Raw genomic sequence first — 16,880 nt, forward strand, 5'->3', positions numbered from 1 at the left:
GCGGTGTGACCGCTAGAGCTTTTTCGTGCGCAGCGCGTGCTTTTCCTTGCACCACCTCAGCACCGCAAACAGGAACGGTCCTGTCGTGCCGGCGAGGATCGCGGTGCCGATGAGATAGCCCAGCATCGAGGCGCCGAGGATCTCCTGGCCGATGTAGGCGGCGGCGAAGCAGCCGAGTAGTGCGATAATGCCTTTGGTCATGAAATCGGAGCTGGTCATTTCCAAACCCTTACCTGCACCCATACCGTACTGCGACGTGAGATGTGGCAGTGCAGCACGAGGTCAAGACTCGCGTGCTTCGACCATTGCCGTCAGGGTGGCCAGCCGGTCTGCATCGCGCGGGAGCTTGTCGGTGCGCAACCGGGCGATGCGGGGAAAACGCATGGCGACACCGGACTTGTGGCGGGTGGAACGGTTGATGCCCTCGAAGGCGACTTCCAGCACGAAACCGAAATCGGGTTCGGCGCGCACCGCCCGCACCGGGCCGAAGCGTTCCACCGTATTGTCGCGCACGAACTTGTCCAGCACTTCGAGTTCGGCATCGGTGAAGCCGAAATAGGCCTTGCCCACCGGAACGAGTTCCTGCCCGTTCGGCATATCGGCCCAGACACCGAAGGTGAAATCGGAATAATAGCTGGAACGCTTGCCGTGGCCGCGCTGGGCATAGAGCATCACCGCATCGATATTATAGGGATCGCGCTTCCACTTGAACCACGGGCCCTTGAGGCGCCCGGCCTGGTAGACACTGTCCTTGCGCTTGATCATCACCCCTTCGATCACCGGATCGGGTGGCGCGAGGCGCAGCTGGTCCAGCTCCTCCCAGGTGGAGAAGGGCACGAGCTGCGACAGGTCGAAACGGTCGTGCGGGGCGCGCTCGATCAGCTCGGCAAGGCGCTTGCGGCGTTCCAGGAAACCTTCCGCCCGGACATCCTCGTCCCGCTCGAACAGGAGGTCGTAGCTGCGCACGAAGGCCGGATATTCATCCAGCATCTTGTTGTTGACCGTCTTGCGGTTCAACCGCTGCTGCAGGTCGGAGAATGTGCGCGTCGGGCTGTTGGAGCGCGTCGTGCCGCCGACCAGCAATTCGCCATCGATGACGCCTTCGAAGTTGATCGCCTCGACGATGTCAGGGAAGGCATTGGTGATGTCGTCGCCGGAGCGGGAATAGAGTTTGCGGGTGCCGCCAAAGCTCGACATCTGCACCCGGATGCCGTCCCACTTCCATTCGGCGGCGTAGTCCTGCGGATCGAGCTTGGCGAGATCCCCCTCCTCCACCGGATTGGCGAGCATGACGGAATGGAAGATCGCTGGCGTGGCCAGCACCGGCTTTTCGCCCTTGCCCTCGAGCCAGGCGAACAGCGCCTCGTATGGCGGTGCAAGGCCGTGCCACAGGGTCTCGATTTCGGTGACGTCGCGCTTGTTGTCACCCGGGCCGCTCATGTCCGACAGCGCCTGCTTGGCAAGCCGGGCGGAAACGCCGATGCGCAGCGACCCGGTGGCGAGTTTGAGGAAAGCAAAGCGGCTCGACGGATCAAGCTGGTCTAGGAGGTCGCGCACTGCGCCGCGGACTTCGAGGCGCCCAAGGGAGTTCATGCGCGTCACCACCTCGCTCAGCCGCGGCTGGTGGCCGTCATCCACTCGCTCCTTGCGGCCACCATCCCAGACGAGTGCGATCGTTTCGGCGAGGTCACCGACATAGTCGTAGGAATACTGGAAGAGCACCGGATCAAGGCGTTCGAGCACGAGTTCGCGCAGCATGGCGGGCTTGACGCTCTTGAGATCCAGTGCGCCCGCAAGGGCTGCAAGGCCGTAACCACGATCGGGATCGGGCGTATCGCGGAAATAATCGGCGAGCAGCTTCAGCTTGCCGTTCCGGGACGGCGTGAGCACGAGGCGGTCGAGAAGTGTCGCGAAGGCTTTCATCAATCCCCCTCGTCTTCGTAACCGACCAGATGCAGTGGCCGCGCCGGGATGCCCTGCAGCTCGCACCAGCGTACAAGCGCTTCCTCGCGGCCGTGGGTCACCCAGACCTCGGCGGGCTTGATTTCGTTGATCGTGTCGAGCAGCTCGGGCCAATCGCAGTGATCGGAGATCACCAGAGGCAGTTCCACACCGCCCTGCTTGGCGCGCTGGCGCACCATCATCCAGCCGGAGGCAAAACAGATCATCGGTTCGTTGAAGCGGCGCGCCCAGCGCTCCTGGAAGGCCGACGGAGGACCAACGATGACCGCACCCTTGAACGCTTCCGGATTGCTCTTCTCGACGGTGGCCGGGCGGATTTCGCCAAGGTCGATGCCCTGGCTGACGTAGTAATCGCAGAGCTTCGCGAGCGCGCCGTGGATGAAGATCGGCTTGTCGTACCCGCAATCGCGGATCAGCCGGATGACACGTTGCGCCTTGCCCAGCGCATAGGCGCCCACCAGGTGGCTACGCTCCGGAAACTGCTCGATGGAGGTAAAGAGTTTTCCCACCTCCTCCTTCGGATCCGGATGGTGGAAGACCGGCAGGCCGAAAGTCGCCTCGGTGATGAAGATATCACAGGCGACCGGCACGAAGGGCGCGCAGGTGGGATCGACGCCGCGCTTGTAATCGCCCGAAACGACGATACGCAGGCCGTCGCGCTCGATGGCGATCTGCGCTGAACCCAGCACATGGCCCGCCGGATGGAAACTGACGCGCACGCCGTTGACGTCTATCTTTTCCCCGAACTCTGCCGCCTGCTCCGAGTTGCAGAAATCCTCGCCGTAGCGGATGCGCATGATGTCGAGCGTCTGGCGGGTGGCGAGCACATGCCCGTGGCCGGAGCGCGCATGGTCGGAATGGCCATGTGTGATCAACGCCCGTTCGACCGGACGGACAGGATCGACATAAAAGCGGCCGATGGGGCAGAACAGCCCGGCGGGGGTTGGATGAAGCAGGGCCTCGGGTCTCATGTCCTTCAAAGATAGGGCATGAGCGGGAGTTTCAAAGATGCGTCAGGCGCGCCGGTCGGTGGCGACGGGCAGCCGGACATTCTTGAGGAACAGCGCCGCAATGAGTCCCAGGCTGGCGATCGTTGCAGCCGTGAGGAAGAGCGTCTCGAAGGCACCTTGGTAAACCTGGCCGATCAGTTGGCGCGTCTCGTCGGGCAGTTCGCTCAGCACCTTTGGCGTCAGCTCCGACAGGTTGATGCCGCCGGGCAAGCCGAGATCGACATGCGCGACATTCGACCCGATGATCGCGCCATAGATCGAGATGGCGATCGCCGCTCCGCCCATGCGGGTCAGCGTCACGGCACCCGTCGCAGCACCGACATCGCCACGCGGGGCGCTGTTCTGCACGCCGATGATCGGCGCCTGCTGCCCGAAACCAATTGCCAATCCCTGGAAGGCCATGAGGATGCCGACGAGGAGGAGCGGCGAACCGGGATGCAGCTGCGACATCAGCGCCAGCGAGATAACATTGATGGTGAGGCCCAGCACGGAGAACGGCTTGTAGCGGCCTGTACGGGAAATCAGCCGGCCGGCCGACATCGAGCCGATCACGATCCCGACGGTGCTGCACATGAAGAACAGTCCGGCTGCGATGGGTGTCAGCCCGCTCGTCATCTGCAGGTAGAGCGCGATGTAGTTCACCATGCCGATCGCCACGCCACCGGTCATCAGCGAAACGACGAGGAAAAGCGTGAAGGTGGAGTCGCGGAAGAGCGTCAGCGGCACGATCGGTTCGGGCGCGCGCGATTCCACGAAAAGCCAGATGCAGGCGCTGACGGCGCCGAGCGCGATGATCATCAGCGCCTCGCGCCCGATCAGCGAGCCGAAGATCTGGCCGCTATCGGCCCAGAGCACAACCGAGCAGGTCGTGCCGGCAAGGAACAGCGCCCCGAGATAATCGATCTTCGGCTTGCGGGTCGGACGCCGGTAGGGAAGCATCAGGATGAGCCCCGTGACAGCGATGATGCCGATCGGCACGTTGATGAGGAAGATCGACCGCCAGCCGAAAAGATCGCTCATCGTGCCGCCGAGGATGGGCCCAAGGCTGCTCGACGCCATGATGACCAGGCTCGTATAGCTCTGATATTTCGCCCGCTCGCGCGGCTCGAACAGGTCGGCATTGATGGAGAAGATCGACACCATGATGCCGCCGCCGCCAAAACCCTGGATGACGCGGGCGGCGATCAGCGAGTTCATCGACCATGCAAAACCGCAAAGCACCGAGCCAAAGGCAAACAGCGTGATCGCGACGAGGATGATGTATTTGCGGCCGAACAGGTCGCCCAGCTTGCCGTAGATCGGCATCACCGCGCTCATGGCGAGGAGGTAAGCGGAGCCGATCCAGCCGAAGCGCTCAAGCTCGCTGAACTCGCCAACAATCGTGGGCAGTGCCGTCGACACGATCTGGTTATCGAGCGTGGCCATGAAGAGCGAGGTGAGCAGGAACAGGAACACCACCAAGCGCTGACGCGGGTCGGTGACGAGCGGCGCCGGCGCCGATTGGGTCATATCCATGGGAGTAATCCGTTGTGAGCGCAATTTATGTGCGCGACGCACATAAATGTCAACCGCACTCGCATGATTGCCGCACAACATGATGGAAATCCCGCGCCGCATACTGTAGCGTTGCCGCCATGACCGTGTCATCTGCCATCCGAGCCAGGAAAGAGAGCCATCCCGACCGCACCGCGCGTATCGGCGATCTCTTGGCGCGCATGCGACTGCTCATCGGGCGGCGGATCATCGGCCGCACCGCGCTTGCCAATATCGCGCCGGGGCTCGACATCTCGCATCTCGACGTGCTTGACGCCATGCGCCGTATCGAGGGCGAAATCACCGTCGGTGCAATTGCGGAGGTGCTGCGCATCGACCCGTCGCGCGGCAGCCGTCTCGTGGCCGATCTCGTTGGCCGCGGCATCCTCAGGCGGGAAGCCTCTCAGGAAGATGGCCGGCGGTCGCTGGTGGTGCGCACCGAGTTTGGCGATACGCTGCTGGCGGAAATCCGGGCGGTGAAGCGCGCGCTGCTCACCGGCGTGCTGGAAGACTGGGACGAAGACGAGCTCGAAGCCTTCTCGACGCTTTTCGAGAAGTTCATCTGCGATTTCGAGTCGATCTACCTGCAGGCGGAAAAGGCGCAGGAACAGCGGGCCGAGCCCAAGGTCTGACCACGATCAGGCCGGAACGATGGGCGGCGCGCCGGGCTCGGACACGCGAAGCCTGTCCTTGCCTTCATGTTTTGCCTCGTACATCGCTCGGTCTGCGCGTGCGAGAAGCGTTTCCGGCGTATCACCATCCTGCGGGAAGAAGGCAACGCCCATGCTGCAGGTTGCCTGGATGCTGTCGCCCTCCACCTCGATCGGTCGAGCCACCGCAAGCCGCAGTTCCTGCAGGCGACGGATGACGCCGGCCTCGTCATGGGTGATGTTGCTGAAGACGATGGCAAATTCATCGCCGCCCAGGCGCGCGAGCAGATCACTGGCGCGGATGCAGCTCGACATGCGGTGGGCAAGCGCCTTCAGCACCTCGTCGCCGGCGGCATGGCCGAGCCCATCGTTGATCTGCTTGAAATTGTCGACGTCGATATAGGCAACCGTGATCTTGCGGCCTTCGCGGCGGCCTTCATGCAGGGCGCGGGCGAACTGGGTCCAGAACAGGGCGCGGTTGGGAAGGCCCGTCAGCGGGTCGTGGTGGGCCATATGCTGGATGCGCTCTTCGGCACGCGCCCGCTCGATGGCGATGCCGGCAAGGTCGGTCGCCATGGCGGTCAATTCCAGCTCAAGGGCGGTCGGCTCGCGCGGCGTATTCGAATAAAGGCCGAAGGTGCCGAGCACGCGACCATCCGGGCTCATGATCGGAGTGGACCAGCAGGAGCGGAAACCGAACAGCACGGCGAGTTCGCGAAAATCCGACCAGAGCGGATCTTCCAGCACATCACGGACGAAAACAGGGGCGCGCCGCCAGGCGGCCGTGCCGCAGGAACCAACTTTCGGTCCGACCTCAAGCCCGTCGATCGCCTTGACATAGGCCGGTGGCAAGCGGGTCGTTGCGCCATGGCGCAGCCTCTGGTTCTGCTCGTCGAGCAGCAGGAAGGACGCGGTAATCTCATCGAGCTCGTCCTCGACGGTCGAGACGAGCGCATCAAGCACCGTCTGCAGCGGCTGGCCGCGCGCGATCATCTCGAGCAGTCGTGCATGGCCATGGCGGCGGGCGTCCTGGCGCTTGCGTTCGGTGATGTCACGCGAAATACCGACAAGACCAATAATCTCGCCCGCATCGTTGCGCAGCGGCGTCTTGGAGGTGGTCAGCCACAGCGTACGCTCGTCCGCGAGCGTGATACGCTCTTCACGGTTCTCGTAGGCTGTCCCACTCGACATCAGGTCCTGTTCGGCAAGGAAGGTTTCCTTGGCGCAGCCAAGCTCGAGCAGGTCGAAATCCGTCAGGCCAATCACGTTGCCGCTGGCGAAGCTCACCAGCCGGCTGGCTGCCTTGTTGGCGAATACGAAGCGGCTGCGCCTGTCCTTGACGTAGATGAAATCCGGAAGCTGATCGAGAAGAACACGCGTGCGGATATGAAGAGCGTCCGCGGCAGCCTGCGGATCCATGCTGTTGTCCGTGGCCGTATCGACGAGGCGCGCCCAGGAGCTATCCAGAGGATCTACTGCGAATGTCAGTGACTTGTCATGCGATACGGGCTTGACCATCCCATCCACTCTTCTCGTCCCGGAAGCCACGGTGTTTCCGCTTTCAGGTCCGCATGATGGAGTAAAATTCCTTCTCCTTTTTTAAGAACTTCGAGAAATTGCCGCACTTGGTCCCGGAGATCCGGGCGTTTGGGCCTACTTTGAGCGCTTCCGGGGTGGCATTTGGAGATTAAAAAGCTTTCGCGTCGAGAATGCCCGTGGACGCCCAGGGGATTCATGGAGGACGCACGCGCAAGATGAGGACGATCTCGAGACGCTCGGTTTTGCAGGTGTTGGCCGGAGCCACCGTGGCCGCGGGCGCTCCGCCGTTCGTCCGGCGCGCCTCCGCGGCAAAAGCCGCTCCAGTGATCGGCGGCGAGTTGCGCGGGGCGATCGATGCGAGCCAGCACGGCGTGACACCCGGCGGCGGCGCACGGCAGGGGCGCAAGCTTGCTGAACTCATCTCGCAGGCGGCGCGGCAGAACCTGCCGGTCTTCCTGCCGCCGGGAGATTACCCTGTTTCAGACCTTCAACTGCCGGATGGCGCGCGGATCACCGGCATTGCGGGTGCCTCGCGGCTGGTACAGGCAGGCGGCGGCGCCGTGTTGCGGGCCGATGGCGCAGGCCGGGTCGAGCTTTCCAACCTCGTCATTGACGGAACAGCCGGCGAAGACAGCCCAGCGCTTCTGCACCTGCGCGGGGTCGGCGACCTCATCCTCGACAACTGCGAGATCCATGGCGGGCGCAGAAATGCGTTCAACCTGGAGCGCTGTGGCGGGCGCATTGAACGCAGCCGCATCTCGGGTGCCGGTGACTACGGCATCCTCGCCGTCGACAGTTCCGGACTTTCCGTTACCGGCAATGTGCTGGAGGATTGCGGCAATGGCGGCATCCTGATCCACCGCTCGGCCAAGGGCAGCGACGGCACGATCGTTTCCGGCAACCGGATCACCCGCACCGGCGCCAGCCTTGGCGGGACCGGGCAGTATGGCAATGCGATCAACCTCTTTCGCGCCGACAACGTGATCGTGTCGGGAAACCACATCAGCGACTCCGCTTTTTCGGCGATCCGGGCAAACAGCGCCTCCAACGCGCAGATTGTCAACAACCAGTGCCTCGGGTCGGGCGAGACCGCGATCTATGCAGAGTTCGCCTTCGAAGGCGCGATCGTCTCCGGTAACATCGTCGACGGCGCGGCGAACGGCATCTCGGTCGTCAACTTCAACGAAGGCGGGCGGCTCGCCACCGTGGTGAACAACATCGTCCGCAACCTGAGGCTCGTCGGACCTTATGTGCTGGACGAAGCGATCTTCGGCGTCGGCATCAGCGTCGAGGCCGATACTGTGGTGAGCGGCAATGTGGTGGAAAACGCGCCGCTCTGGGGCTTGGCACTGGGTTTCGGGCCATACCTCAGGAACGTGTCGGTCACGGGTAATGTCGTGCGCCAGGCCGGCACCGGCTGTGCAGTCACCGTCGTCGAGGGTGCCGGCAACGCGCTGATCGCCAACAACCTGTTCCAGTCGGTCGAACGCGGCGCCATCATCGGTTATCGCTGGAAGGCACCGGCCACGCGCGACCTCATCGCGAGCCCGGGCGAGAGTTTTGCGCATCTGGTGATCGAGAACAACCGGGTGGGTTAGTCCGCCTGTGACGGCAGATCCTTTAAGTCAACCTTTCGCCCGCGATGGAAGATCCGGACGATCACAACGCGGTTGTTTCGGACGATGAAGGCGATCGTCGCGCGTCGCCGGAACCCGACGAGCCTCAAGCCCGGCCTGACATCGGAGCGGCTGCCTCGGTGAGGAAAGTTTTCAAAGGACATGCAGTAGTCGACGAGCGTGTCGACGTACCGCCGGGCCACCTGCTCTCCTGCGCGTTCAACGATATAGCTGAGAACTTCTGCGAGGTCGTCTTCCGCCCTTTGCGAGAAACGAACCTCGTATTTCATCCCTTGCCTGCGACCATGCCGGAAATGCGGGACTGCAGACGTTCGCGCGTTTCTTCGAGAGAGTATGTTTTCTCCCGTCCGGCGTCTATTGCGTCAACCGTCGGCCCCACGTCTTCCACCAGCCAACGATCAAAGGCTGCATCGTCTTCAGCAAGGGCGCGGAGGCTGTCGGCAATGACGTCACTCTCGGAGGCGTAGCGGCCAGACGCTACCTTGGCCCTGACCAGTTCGGCCATCTCGAGCGGCAAGGTTATCTTCAGCGATGTCGTGGCTGCCACCATAGTCTCCAAACATTGCGAGGCCTGTTTATCCTATCGAAAACTTTCATGATCGTCCAACGGCCATTGATCTTCCGTTCTGCCTTCTTCCCCATTAGCTTGCGTGCGAATCTGAGGAGACACTGATGCTGAAAATCTATGGCGTTTACCGGTCGCGCGCGACGAGACCGCTTTGGCTTGCCGGGGAAATCGGGCTGCCGTTCGAGCATGTGCCGGTGATCCAGGCCTATCGCCTGCCCGACCCCAACGCGCCCGGTGCGCCGGTCAACACGCGCTCGCCGGAGTTCCTCAAGGTCAACCCGATGGGCTCGATCCCGTCGATCGACGACGATGGCTTCGTGCTGCATGAATCGCTGGCGATCTCGCTCTACCTCGCCCGCAAGTATGGCGGCGATCTGGGACCGAAGGACGTCAACGAGGAGGCCCTGATGATCCAGTGGTCCTTGTTTGCCGCCACCAGCATCGAGTCCTCGGCGCTCGATATCCAGTCCGCCAAGGCCGACACGGCGGAAGGCAAGGCGCAGGTCGCGGATGCTGCGCGCAACCTGGAACGGCCTTTCGACCGGCTGGAAGAACACTTCGCCAAGACGGATTACCTCGTCGGCGACCGGTTTACGGCAGCCGACATCAATGTCGCGGAAATCGTGCGTTATGCCCGCGGGCATGCGGCGCTGTTCGCCAACCGCCCGGAGCTCAACGCCTGGTACGAGCGGTGCACGAACCGTCCCGCCTACCAGGAGATGTGGGCGAAGCGGAACGCAGAACCGGCCTGATCCGAGTTCGTCAGCCGCCGGATGGTTGAAGCTCCGCCAGCTCTTGCCTGAGCCACTGGTGGAACGCCTTGACCTTCGGCGGCTGGCGCATGCCCAACGGCGTTACGACATAGTGACCGAAACCGGTTGCGGCGCGTATATCGAAGGGCTCCACCAGCTTGCCTTCCTTCAGCGGATAGGCGGCAAGCGTTTGCCAGGCGAGCATCCCCCCCTCGCCTGCGATCGTGGCGTCAAGGCAGAGCGACGCCTCGTTGAAGACGTGCCGTACATCGAGCGGCCGCGGCTCGACACCGGCAGCCCGCAGCCAGACATCCCAGCTGAACATGCCCCTGCCATCGATGATGACGGGCAGATCCAGGATGTCTTCAGGCCGCTGCAGGCGGTTCGCCAGTGCAGGGCTGCAGACGGGAAAGATAAACTGCTGCAGCAGCAGTTCCGCCTCGACGCCCGGCCATCTGCCGGACCCGACGCGGATGCCGAGATCAACGCCATCCGCCACAAAATCCGCCATCGCTGTCGTTGCGTCGATCCGCAGTCGGATTTCCGGGTGACGCGCCGAAAAACGGTCGAGCCTGTGGACGAGGAAACGCGCCGCAAACACCGGGGCGACCGAGATTGTCAGCAGCTTTTCATCACGCTGTTTGCCCAGCGCCACCGCTTCCGATAATTGCCGGAAACCATCACCCAGCCGCGCCAGCATCGGCCGCGCCGCATCCACCGGGACCATGCCCTTAGGAAGGCGCTGGAAGACCGGATGGCCGAGCTGCATCTCCGCCTTGATGACCTGCTGGCTGACCGCGCCAACCGACACGCCAAGCTCGGCGGCAGCGGCCTGGAGAGAACCGAGACGGGCCACGGCCTCGATCGCCCGAAGGCCGTTCAGGTGGATCGTGTTCAGGTTGTTCATATAGAAAATCTATAACAGGCGGCTGAGAAAGTCGATTGCTTCAGCGCGTGCCGGCGCGCATCTTCAGCCTGCAAATAAACGGTATTTGCGAGGTGACGTGATGAACGTCTTCAAGTTTTTCTTCAACATCAGCAGTCTGCTCAATGCACCGCAAGCGGTGATCCCAGTCGTGCCCGATCCCGGCGACCACCCGGAGATCCGCTCCATGGACATGCGGCAGCTGGCCGACCTGCCCTGGCCGCGCCGGCCGGATCTGGAAGCGGAGCAAGAGGCTCCGCACCCGATGCAGCACCTGTCGCGCTGCGCCTGAAGGCTCTCCTCAGGCCGCCTTTTCGTCGGCGATCGCCTTCTGCACGGCAGGCCGCTCGCGCATCTTTTGATAGTGGGCCTGGACGCGCGGGAACTCAGCGATATCCACGCCATCGCTCTTCAGCCAGCCTGAAACGACGAAGAGGTAGGCATCGGCAACGGAATATTGTTCGCCGAGCACATAAGGGCCTTCCAGCATGCCGTCCTCGATCAGCCGGAAGCAGTCGCGCATGGACTGCGGCAGCTTGTTCTTCATGTCCTGGATGGAGGATTCCTGGTCGGCCCAGCGGTAACCGCGGCGCCCGTGCGCATGCGCGACGTGGACCGTCGAGGACATATAGGCGTTGAAGGCCTGCATCCTGGCGAACTGGAAGGGATCATCGAGCGGTGCAAGCTTCGCAGCGGGGGCCAGTTGGGCGATGTAGGCGAGGATGGCCACCGTCTCGGTGACGACGCCATGTTCGGTGACGAGCGCCGGGACGCGACCCTTCGGATTGATCTTCAGGTAGGCTTCCGAACGCTGTTCGTTCGCGCCGAAATCCACCTTGCGGATCTCATAGGGCAGACCGGACTCGGCAAGTGCGATGTGGCTCGCGAGCGCGCAGCTTCCAGGGGAAAAGTACAAGGTGTTCATCGAGATCCTCCTTCTCTTGCCCCCTGTCATAGCACGCGCCCGGGCCTTAAGCAGCCTCGTTCAGAGGCTCATGCGAAGAGCACGTCTGTCACACGCACATCGCCGACATGGTAGCCGTTCCAGTTATGCATCTGGCGGTTCGCCATCGACATCAGCTTTTCCTGCGTTTCACTGCCCTTTTCGAAGTAGCGGGCAATCAGCGCAAAGATCATCGCTTCGGCAGCACGCGTGGTGCCGTCTTCGCATTTGACGGCCATGGCAAGATCGTGGTCCGGCAGGGCGGCCACGAAGACGCCTTCGGCACCGGTCTTGGCGAAGATCTTGCCGGGTGCAAGTTCCATCAGCTTGGTGCAGGCGCGGTTGGTGCCGGCGACATAAAAGGGCTCGGCCATGCAGGCCTCCATCAGGCGTCGCGAAGCCGTCGCGCGCGTATGGGAAAGCCCCTGCCCCGTCAGCATCTTGGCAAAGCCATGCGCCAGGCCCCTCAGCGGCACGGCATAGGTCGGGATGGAGCAGCCATCGATGCCGCAGTTGTCTTCGCCAAGCGTCGCACCGGTCAGGCTCTGCATGACGTCGCGGATCTCGCGCTGCAGCGGGTGATCGTAGCCCACATAACCGGCGACATCGGTGCCGCTGTGGACGCAGGTGCAGACAAAACCGGAATGTTTGCCCGAGCAGTTGTTGTGGAGCGCGCTCGGCTTGTCGATCGTGCGGGCTTGGTGGATCACGGTCGCCTGGTCGCTGGACCAATGCGCGCCGCATTCCAGCGCGGAGACATCCTTGCCGGCCTTGGCCAGCATGGAAGCGGCCATCGCCACATGCCGGTCCTCGCCGGAATGGGAGGCGCAGGAGAAGGCGAGTTCGGCATTGCCGAAACCATAGGCGTCCGCAGCACCGCTTTCGACGAGCGGCAGCGCCTGCATGGCCTTGCAGGCCGAACGCGGGAAGACGCCGGCGTCCGCATCGCCGAACGAAAAGACCACCTTGCCATCACCATCCACGACGATGCCCATGCCGCGATGACGGCTTTCGACGAGCTTGCCTCTGGTCACTTCCACGGTAACGGGATTTTGCATGGTCAGTCCTGATTTCGCTGGATTCTATGATGAGATGAAGGGGTGGCGCCGTTAATAGCCGGTTTGTCCATGACTTGCACGGGAATGCTTATGAAATTCGTAAAACGGCTGCTGATCGTCATCTTCATCGTCTACCTCCTGCCGACCTTCGCTTCGGCGGGTCTTTGGGCCGTGCAGGACCATCCGAGCCGCTGGAGCGATGCCCGCTGGACATCCGCCGGTCTGCTGCCCAAGGCGAGCGAAAGCGAGGACGCCGCCGTCTACATCTTTTCGGCGATGACGGGAGGATTGAAGGGAGCGGTGGCAAGCCATGCCTGGATCGTCACCAAGGAAAAGGGAGCGGCAACCTACACCCGCTATGACAAGGTGGGCTGGGGCTCGCCGATCCGCCGCAACCACCGCGAACCGGATGCCTACTGGTATTCAAACCCGCCGCAACTGGTTGCCGCCGTCACGGGTTCCAAGGCCGAACTGCTGATCCCGAAGATCGAGGGAGCGATTGCCGCCTACCCTTATGCCGAGCCCGGTGGATACACGATCTGGCCAGGGCCGAACTCCAACACCTTCGTAGCCTTCGTGCTGCGCACCGTGCCGGAGATCGGCGCCGTGTTGCCGCCGCATGCGGTGGGGCGTGATTATCTGCCAAACGGCCAGTTCATCCATGTCGACGACGACTGGCGCGACCTCCACATCACGCTCCGCGGTCTGCTCGGTGTTTCGCTTGGCCAGCGTAGCGGCATCGAGGTGCATTTCCTCGGACTGGTCGCCGGGCTGGACCTGGCGCGTCCGGGCATCAAGATCCCGGCACTGGGACGGATCGGCGTTTGAACCTACCGCAGAAATGCAAAACGCCCGCGTCAGGGCGGGCGTTTGACAAGAGGTATGCCTGTTTATTGATCAGAGGCCGTTAACGGTCCGGGCAAAACCGCGGATGTTCGTCGGATCGATGCCGACATCCTGCAGTTCGCGCGGCGTCAGACGACCGAGTTCCGCAACAGTCTGACGATACTTGCGCCAATTGCTGAGCTTGCGTGCCACGTTCATCTTTGTCACCTTTCCTGGGCTTTCGAAGCCGGCTGCCTGTTCTTGGCGCCCCGTTGCTTCGATGGCTTCTTATACTCCAGGATGCGGTTTTCCCGTAGCGCTCGCTCATCAGCGCACCCATGCTCAGCATGCATAGGTTCGGTTGACCTGGATCAGTGTGGGAGGTTTTGGGCACGATGGATGCAGAAACGGAAAAGGGCCGCCGAGGCGACCCTTCCATGAGTTTGGTCCGGTTTACGAACCCGGGCCGTTTCTCAACGGTCCGAAGGAAGATGAGGTTCAGGCCGAGGGCTGCCCCGTCAAGACCAACACCTTTCCATTGCCCGCTGCGCAGACCGAAATCTCACTAGACATTGGATCACCTTCCTTTCGTTACGTTGAACATGATCCCAAGATAGGTGTGGGCCCGCGTGTATGCAAGGCACGTTATATTACCACCTTCGAAACTAATTGAGTTGCGACTGGCCGGGCCGGCGTTAGCATGCGCAGGCTTCCCGAATCTCCTCCCCAAAGCCTCAAGACCCCTCAGGTCACCGTCATGACGATCTTGCCGATATGGCTGCTCGTTTCCATCAGGCGGTGGGCCTCCACGACATCATCGATCTTCATGACCGAGTGGATGACCGGCGCCACCTTGCCCTCCTCCAGGAGCGGCCAGACCTGGGCGACGAGTTCATCGCGGATGGCCCGCTTTTCCTCGGCCGTGCGCGGACGCATGGTGGATCCCGTCACCGTCAGCCGCTTCACCATGATCGGCGTGAGGTTCACCGTCTCGGCCTTTGCACCGCCCAGGAAGGCGATGATCGACAGGCAGCCATCCTTGGCGAGCACGGAGAGGTTCTTCTCGAAATAGGCCGCGCCGATCATGTCGAGCACGACATCAACACCCTTGCCGCCGGTCTCGGCCTTCACGACCTCGACGAAATCCTCCGTCTTGTAGTTGATCGCCTTCGTGGCGCCGAGCTTTTCGCAAGCGGCGCATTTCTCCGTCGACCCCGCCGTGGTGTAAACGGTCGCGCCAAAGGCCTTGGCAAGCTGGATCGCGGTGGTGCCGATGCCGCTGGAGCCGCCGTGGATCAGCACGCTTTCGCCTTCGGTCAGGCCTGCCATCTGGAAGAGGTTCGCCCAGACGGTGAAGAAGGTTTCCGGGACGGCCGCGGCCTTCACGGCATCATAACCCTTCGGCCAGGGCAGCGCCTGCCCGGTCGGCACCACGCAATATTCGGCATAACCGCCGCCGTTCGCGAGGGCGCAAACCTTGTCGCCGACCTTGAAGTCGGAAACACCCTCGCCGAGCGCCACCACTTCGCCGGCGATTTCAAGGCCAAGCACCGGGCTTGCATCCTTCGGCGGCGGATAATCGCCCTGCCGCTGCGCCACATCCGGCCGGTTGACGCCTGCCGCCTCCACCCTCACCAGGATTTCGCCGGGCTTGGGCGCCGGCAACGGCCCCCTGGCGAGCGTCATCACCTCGGGTGCGCCGAAGGATGGCAGGTCGACGTAACGCATTTCCTGTGGCAGCGGCATGGAATTCTCCCTTCATGTCCGCCCCAGATCTAGGACGGCCGGGCTCGAGAAAAAAGGCGACGTTGCGCCGCTGCGTTGATTTGCGCGGGCCGTGGGTTGGGTGAAGGCTACCTGCGCTTTTGGAACAGCACCGTTCGCATTCATTCCTTGATTGCACGCGCCGGGGAAAATACGAGTGGGAACGATATCCCAGAAAGAACCGAATCCCATGTCGCGCCCGAACATCCTCATCATCATGGTCGACCAGCTGAACGGGACGCTTTTCCCGGATGGTCCGGCGGACTGGCTGCATGTGCCGCACCTGAAGGCGCTGGCCGCCCGTTCGTCGCGGTTTCGCAACAACTACACCTCCTCGCCGCTATGCGCCCCTGCCCGCGCCTCCTTCATGGCCGGGCAACTGCCGAGCCGCACGGGCGTTTATGACAATGCCGCGGAGTACGTCTCCTCCATTCCGACCTACGCGCACCACCTGCGCCGCGCCGGGTACTACACGGCGCTGTCGGGCAAGATGCATTTCGTCGGGCCGGAACAGTTGCACGGGTTCGAAGAGCGGCTGACGACCGACATCTACCCGGCCGATTTCGGCTGGACGCCGGATTATCGCAAGCCCGGTGAGCGGATCGACTGGTGGTACCACAACATGGGTTCGGTGACGGGTGCCGGTGTTGCCGAGATCACCAACCAGATGGAATATGACGACGAGGTCGCCTTCCTCGCCAACCAGAAGCTCTACCAGCTGTCGCGGGAGAACGACGACCAGGCACGCCGGCCGTGGTGTCTCACCGTGTCCTTCACGCATCCGCACGACCCTTATGTCGCACGGCGCAAATACTGGGACCTCTACAACGACTGCGAACACCTGATGCCGCAGGTCGGCATGCTGGACAAGCAGGACCCGCATTCCGAGCGCATCCTGGCCTCCTGCGATTATGCAAGCTTCAACATCACGGATGAGAACATCCGCCGTTCCCGGCAGGCCTATTTCGCCAATATCTCCTATCTCGATGACAAGATCGGCGAGCTCATCGACACGCTGACCCGCACACGGATGCTGGACAACACCTATGTCCTCTTCTGCTCCGACCACGGCGACATGCTGGGCGAGCGCGGATTGTGGTTCAAGATGAACTTCTTTGAAGGCTCGGCGCGCGTTCCGCTGATGGTTGCCGGGCCCGGCGTTCCCGCCGGTCTCCATGAGACGCCAACGTCCAATCTCGACGTGACACCGACGCTTTGCGAGCTTGCCGGCATCGACATCGGCGAGATCGCGTCCTGGACGGACGGGATGAGCCTCAAGGGGATGATGAACGGGATTGAACGCACCGAGCCGGTGCTGATGGAATATGCGGCGGAAGCATCCTATGCGCCGCTTGTCGGTATCCGCGAGGGCAAGTGGAAATACATCCACTGCGAGCTTGATCCGGAACAGCTATTTGACCTGGAGCGCGATCCGCTGGAGTTGAACAACCTGGTGACAGATCCCGCCTTTGCCGACGTGCTGGAAGGTTTCCGGGCGAAGCGGAAAGCCAAGTGGGACATGGCCGCCTTCGATTCCGCGGTGCGTGAAAGCCAGGCACGACGCTGGGTGGTTTACGAGGCGCTGCGCAACGGCGCCTATTACCCGTGGGACCACCAGCCGCTACAAAAGGCATCCGAACGTTATATGCGCAACCACATGAACCTCGACATCCTCGAGGATTCCAAGCGTTATCCCAGAGGCGAATGAGGAAGA

Annotated in this window: 18 protein-coding genes; 6 read left to right on the plus strand and 12 right to left on the minus strand. The window is 62.5% G+C overall.

From position 1 onward, the window contains the following. Nucleotides 1-12 precede the first annotated feature (12 nt). The 4 genes from M0654_RS11010 to M0654_RS11025 form a co-directional block, all read right to left on the minus strand. Entirely contained in the window at nucleotides 13-219 is a 207-nt protein-coding gene (locus tag M0654_RS11010) for a hypothetical protein (protein ID WP_248683132.1), read from the minus strand. 63 nt (nucleotides 220-282) lie between these two features. Next, nucleotides 283-1,923 carry a cisplatin damage response ATP-dependent DNA ligase gene (locus tag M0654_RS11015; RefSeq protein WP_248683133.1) on the minus strand — a complete coding sequence of 547 codons (1,641 nt, stop codon included), beginning with the start codon at nucleotides 1,921-1,923 and terminating at the stop codon, nucleotides 283-285. After that, nucleotides 1,923-2,933, minus strand: a complete 1,011-nt coding sequence (locus M0654_RS11020; RefSeq protein WP_248683134.1) for a ligase-associated DNA damage response exonuclease — start codon at nucleotides 2,931-2,933, stop codon at nucleotides 1,923-1,925. The genes M0654_RS11015 and M0654_RS11020 overlap by 1 nt, the downstream gene beginning before the upstream one ends. 42 nt (nucleotides 2,934-2,975) lie before the next feature. Beyond that, the gene (locus M0654_RS11025; protein ID WP_248683135.1) at nucleotides 2,976-4,487 is read right to left on the minus strand and encodes an MDR family MFS transporter; all 1,512 of its coding nucleotides are present in this window, start codon (nucleotides 4,485-4,487) and stop codon (nucleotides 2,976-2,978) included. A 119-nt stretch (nucleotides 4,488-4,606) separates the two neighbouring features. Here M0654_RS11025 and M0654_RS11030 point away from each other — a divergent pair, with 119 nt between their 5' ends. Then, nucleotides 4,607-5,137 (plus strand): MarR family winged helix-turn-helix transcriptional regulator, encoded by a 531-nt coding sequence (locus M0654_RS11030; RefSeq protein ID WP_248683136.1) that lies wholly within the window; start codon nucleotides 4,607-4,609, stop codon nucleotides 5,135-5,137. 6 nt (nucleotides 5,138-5,143) lie between these two features. Here the strand turns inward: M0654_RS11030 and M0654_RS11035 are convergent, their stop codons facing one another. Then, on the minus strand, nucleotides 5,144-6,673 hold the full coding sequence (locus M0654_RS11035) for a sensor domain-containing protein (protein WP_118848947.1): 1,530 nt from the start codon (nucleotides 6,671-6,673) through the stop codon (nucleotides 5,144-5,146). 236 nt (nucleotides 6,674-6,909) lie between these two features. On the opposite strand from M0654_RS11035, the gene M0654_RS11040 reads away from it, so the two are divergent. After that, nucleotides 6,910-8,292: a TIGR03808 family TAT-translocated repetitive protein gene (locus tag M0654_RS11040; protein ID WP_248683137.1), complete on the plus strand. Its 1,383-nt coding sequence runs from the start codon at nucleotides 6,910-6,912 to the stop codon at nucleotides 8,290-8,292. On the opposite strand, the gene M0654_RS11045 is transcribed toward M0654_RS11040, so the two are convergent. Continuing rightward, entirely contained in the window at nucleotides 8,289-8,600 is a 312-nt protein-coding gene (locus tag M0654_RS11045; protein WP_248683138.1) for a type II toxin-antitoxin system RelE/ParE family toxin, read from the minus strand. The genes M0654_RS11040 and M0654_RS11045 overlap by 4 nt on opposite strands. Further along, nucleotides 8,597-8,878, minus strand: coding sequence for a ribbon-helix-helix domain-containing protein (locus tag M0654_RS11050; RefSeq protein WP_245450394.1), 282 nt, complete (start codon nucleotides 8,876-8,878; stop codon nucleotides 8,597-8,599). The genes M0654_RS11045 and M0654_RS11050 overlap by 4 nt, the downstream gene beginning before the upstream one ends. 125 nt (nucleotides 8,879-9,003) lie before the next feature. On the opposite strand from M0654_RS11050, the gene M0654_RS11055 reads away from it, so the two are divergent. Next, a complete protein-coding gene (locus M0654_RS11055; RefSeq protein WP_248683139.1) occupies nucleotides 9,004-9,651 on the plus strand; it encodes a glutathione S-transferase family protein in 648 nt (215 codons plus the stop codon). Nucleotides 9,652-9,661: 10 nt separating this feature from the next. On the opposite strand, the gene M0654_RS11060 is transcribed toward M0654_RS11055, so the two are convergent. Continuing rightward, on the minus strand, nucleotides 9,662-10,558 hold the full coding sequence (locus tag M0654_RS11060) for a LysR substrate-binding domain-containing protein (RefSeq protein WP_248683140.1): 897 nt from the start codon (nucleotides 10,556-10,558) through the stop codon (nucleotides 9,662-9,664). Between the two features lie 100 nt (nucleotides 10,559-10,658). Here M0654_RS11060 and M0654_RS11065 point away from each other — a divergent pair, with 100 nt between their 5' ends. Further along, on the plus strand, nucleotides 10,659-10,868 hold the full coding sequence (locus M0654_RS11065; protein ID WP_248683141.1) for a hypothetical protein: 210 nt from the start codon (nucleotides 10,659-10,661) through the stop codon (nucleotides 10,866-10,868). Nucleotides 10,869-10,877: 9 nt separating this feature from the next. On the opposite strand, the gene M0654_RS11070 is transcribed toward M0654_RS11065, so the two are convergent. Beyond that, a complete protein-coding gene (locus M0654_RS11070; protein ID WP_248683142.1) occupies nucleotides 10,878-11,501 on the minus strand; it encodes a glutathione S-transferase family protein in 624 nt (207 codons plus the stop codon). Nucleotides 11,502-11,569: 68 nt separating this feature from the next. Next, complete coding sequence (locus M0654_RS11075) at nucleotides 11,570-12,577, minus strand: asparaginase (protein ID WP_248683143.1); 1,008 nt, start codon at nucleotides 12,575-12,577, stop codon at nucleotides 11,570-11,572. A 90-nt stretch (nucleotides 12,578-12,667) separates the two neighbouring features. On the opposite strand from M0654_RS11075, the gene M0654_RS11080 reads away from it, so the two are divergent. After that, nucleotides 12,668-13,405 carry a DUF3750 domain-containing protein gene (locus M0654_RS11080; RefSeq protein ID WP_248683144.1) on the plus strand — a complete coding sequence of 246 codons (738 nt, stop codon included), beginning with the start codon at nucleotides 12,668-12,670 and terminating at the stop codon, nucleotides 13,403-13,405. Nucleotides 13,406-13,474: 69 nt separating this feature from the next. Here the strand turns inward: M0654_RS11080 and M0654_RS11085 are convergent, their stop codons facing one another. Together M0654_RS11085 and M0654_RS11090 are read right to left on the minus strand one after the other, a co-directional pair. After that, a complete protein-coding gene (locus M0654_RS11085) occupies nucleotides 13,475-13,621 on the minus strand; it encodes a DUF1127 domain-containing protein (RefSeq protein ID WP_118848938.1) in 147 nt (48 codons plus the stop codon). A 525-nt stretch (nucleotides 13,622-14,146) separates the two neighbouring features. Next, a complete protein-coding gene (locus M0654_RS11090) occupies nucleotides 14,147-15,148 on the minus strand; it encodes an NAD(P)H-quinone oxidoreductase (protein WP_248683145.1) in 1,002 nt (333 codons plus the stop codon). A gap of 208 nt (nucleotides 15,149-15,356) precedes the next feature. Between M0654_RS11090 and betC the strand changes: the two genes are divergently transcribed. After that, on the plus strand, nucleotides 15,357-16,874 hold the full coding sequence (gene betC / locus M0654_RS11095) for a choline-sulfatase (protein ID WP_248683146.1): 1,518 nt from the start codon (nucleotides 15,357-15,359) through the stop codon (nucleotides 16,872-16,874). Nucleotides 16,875-16,880 lie beyond the last annotated feature (6 nt).

The organism is Neorhizobium turbinariae (genome assembly GCF_023223505.1).
Classification (GTDB): Bacteria; Pseudomonadota; Alphaproteobacteria; order Rhizobiales; family Rhizobiaceae; genus Neorhizobium; species Neorhizobium turbinariae.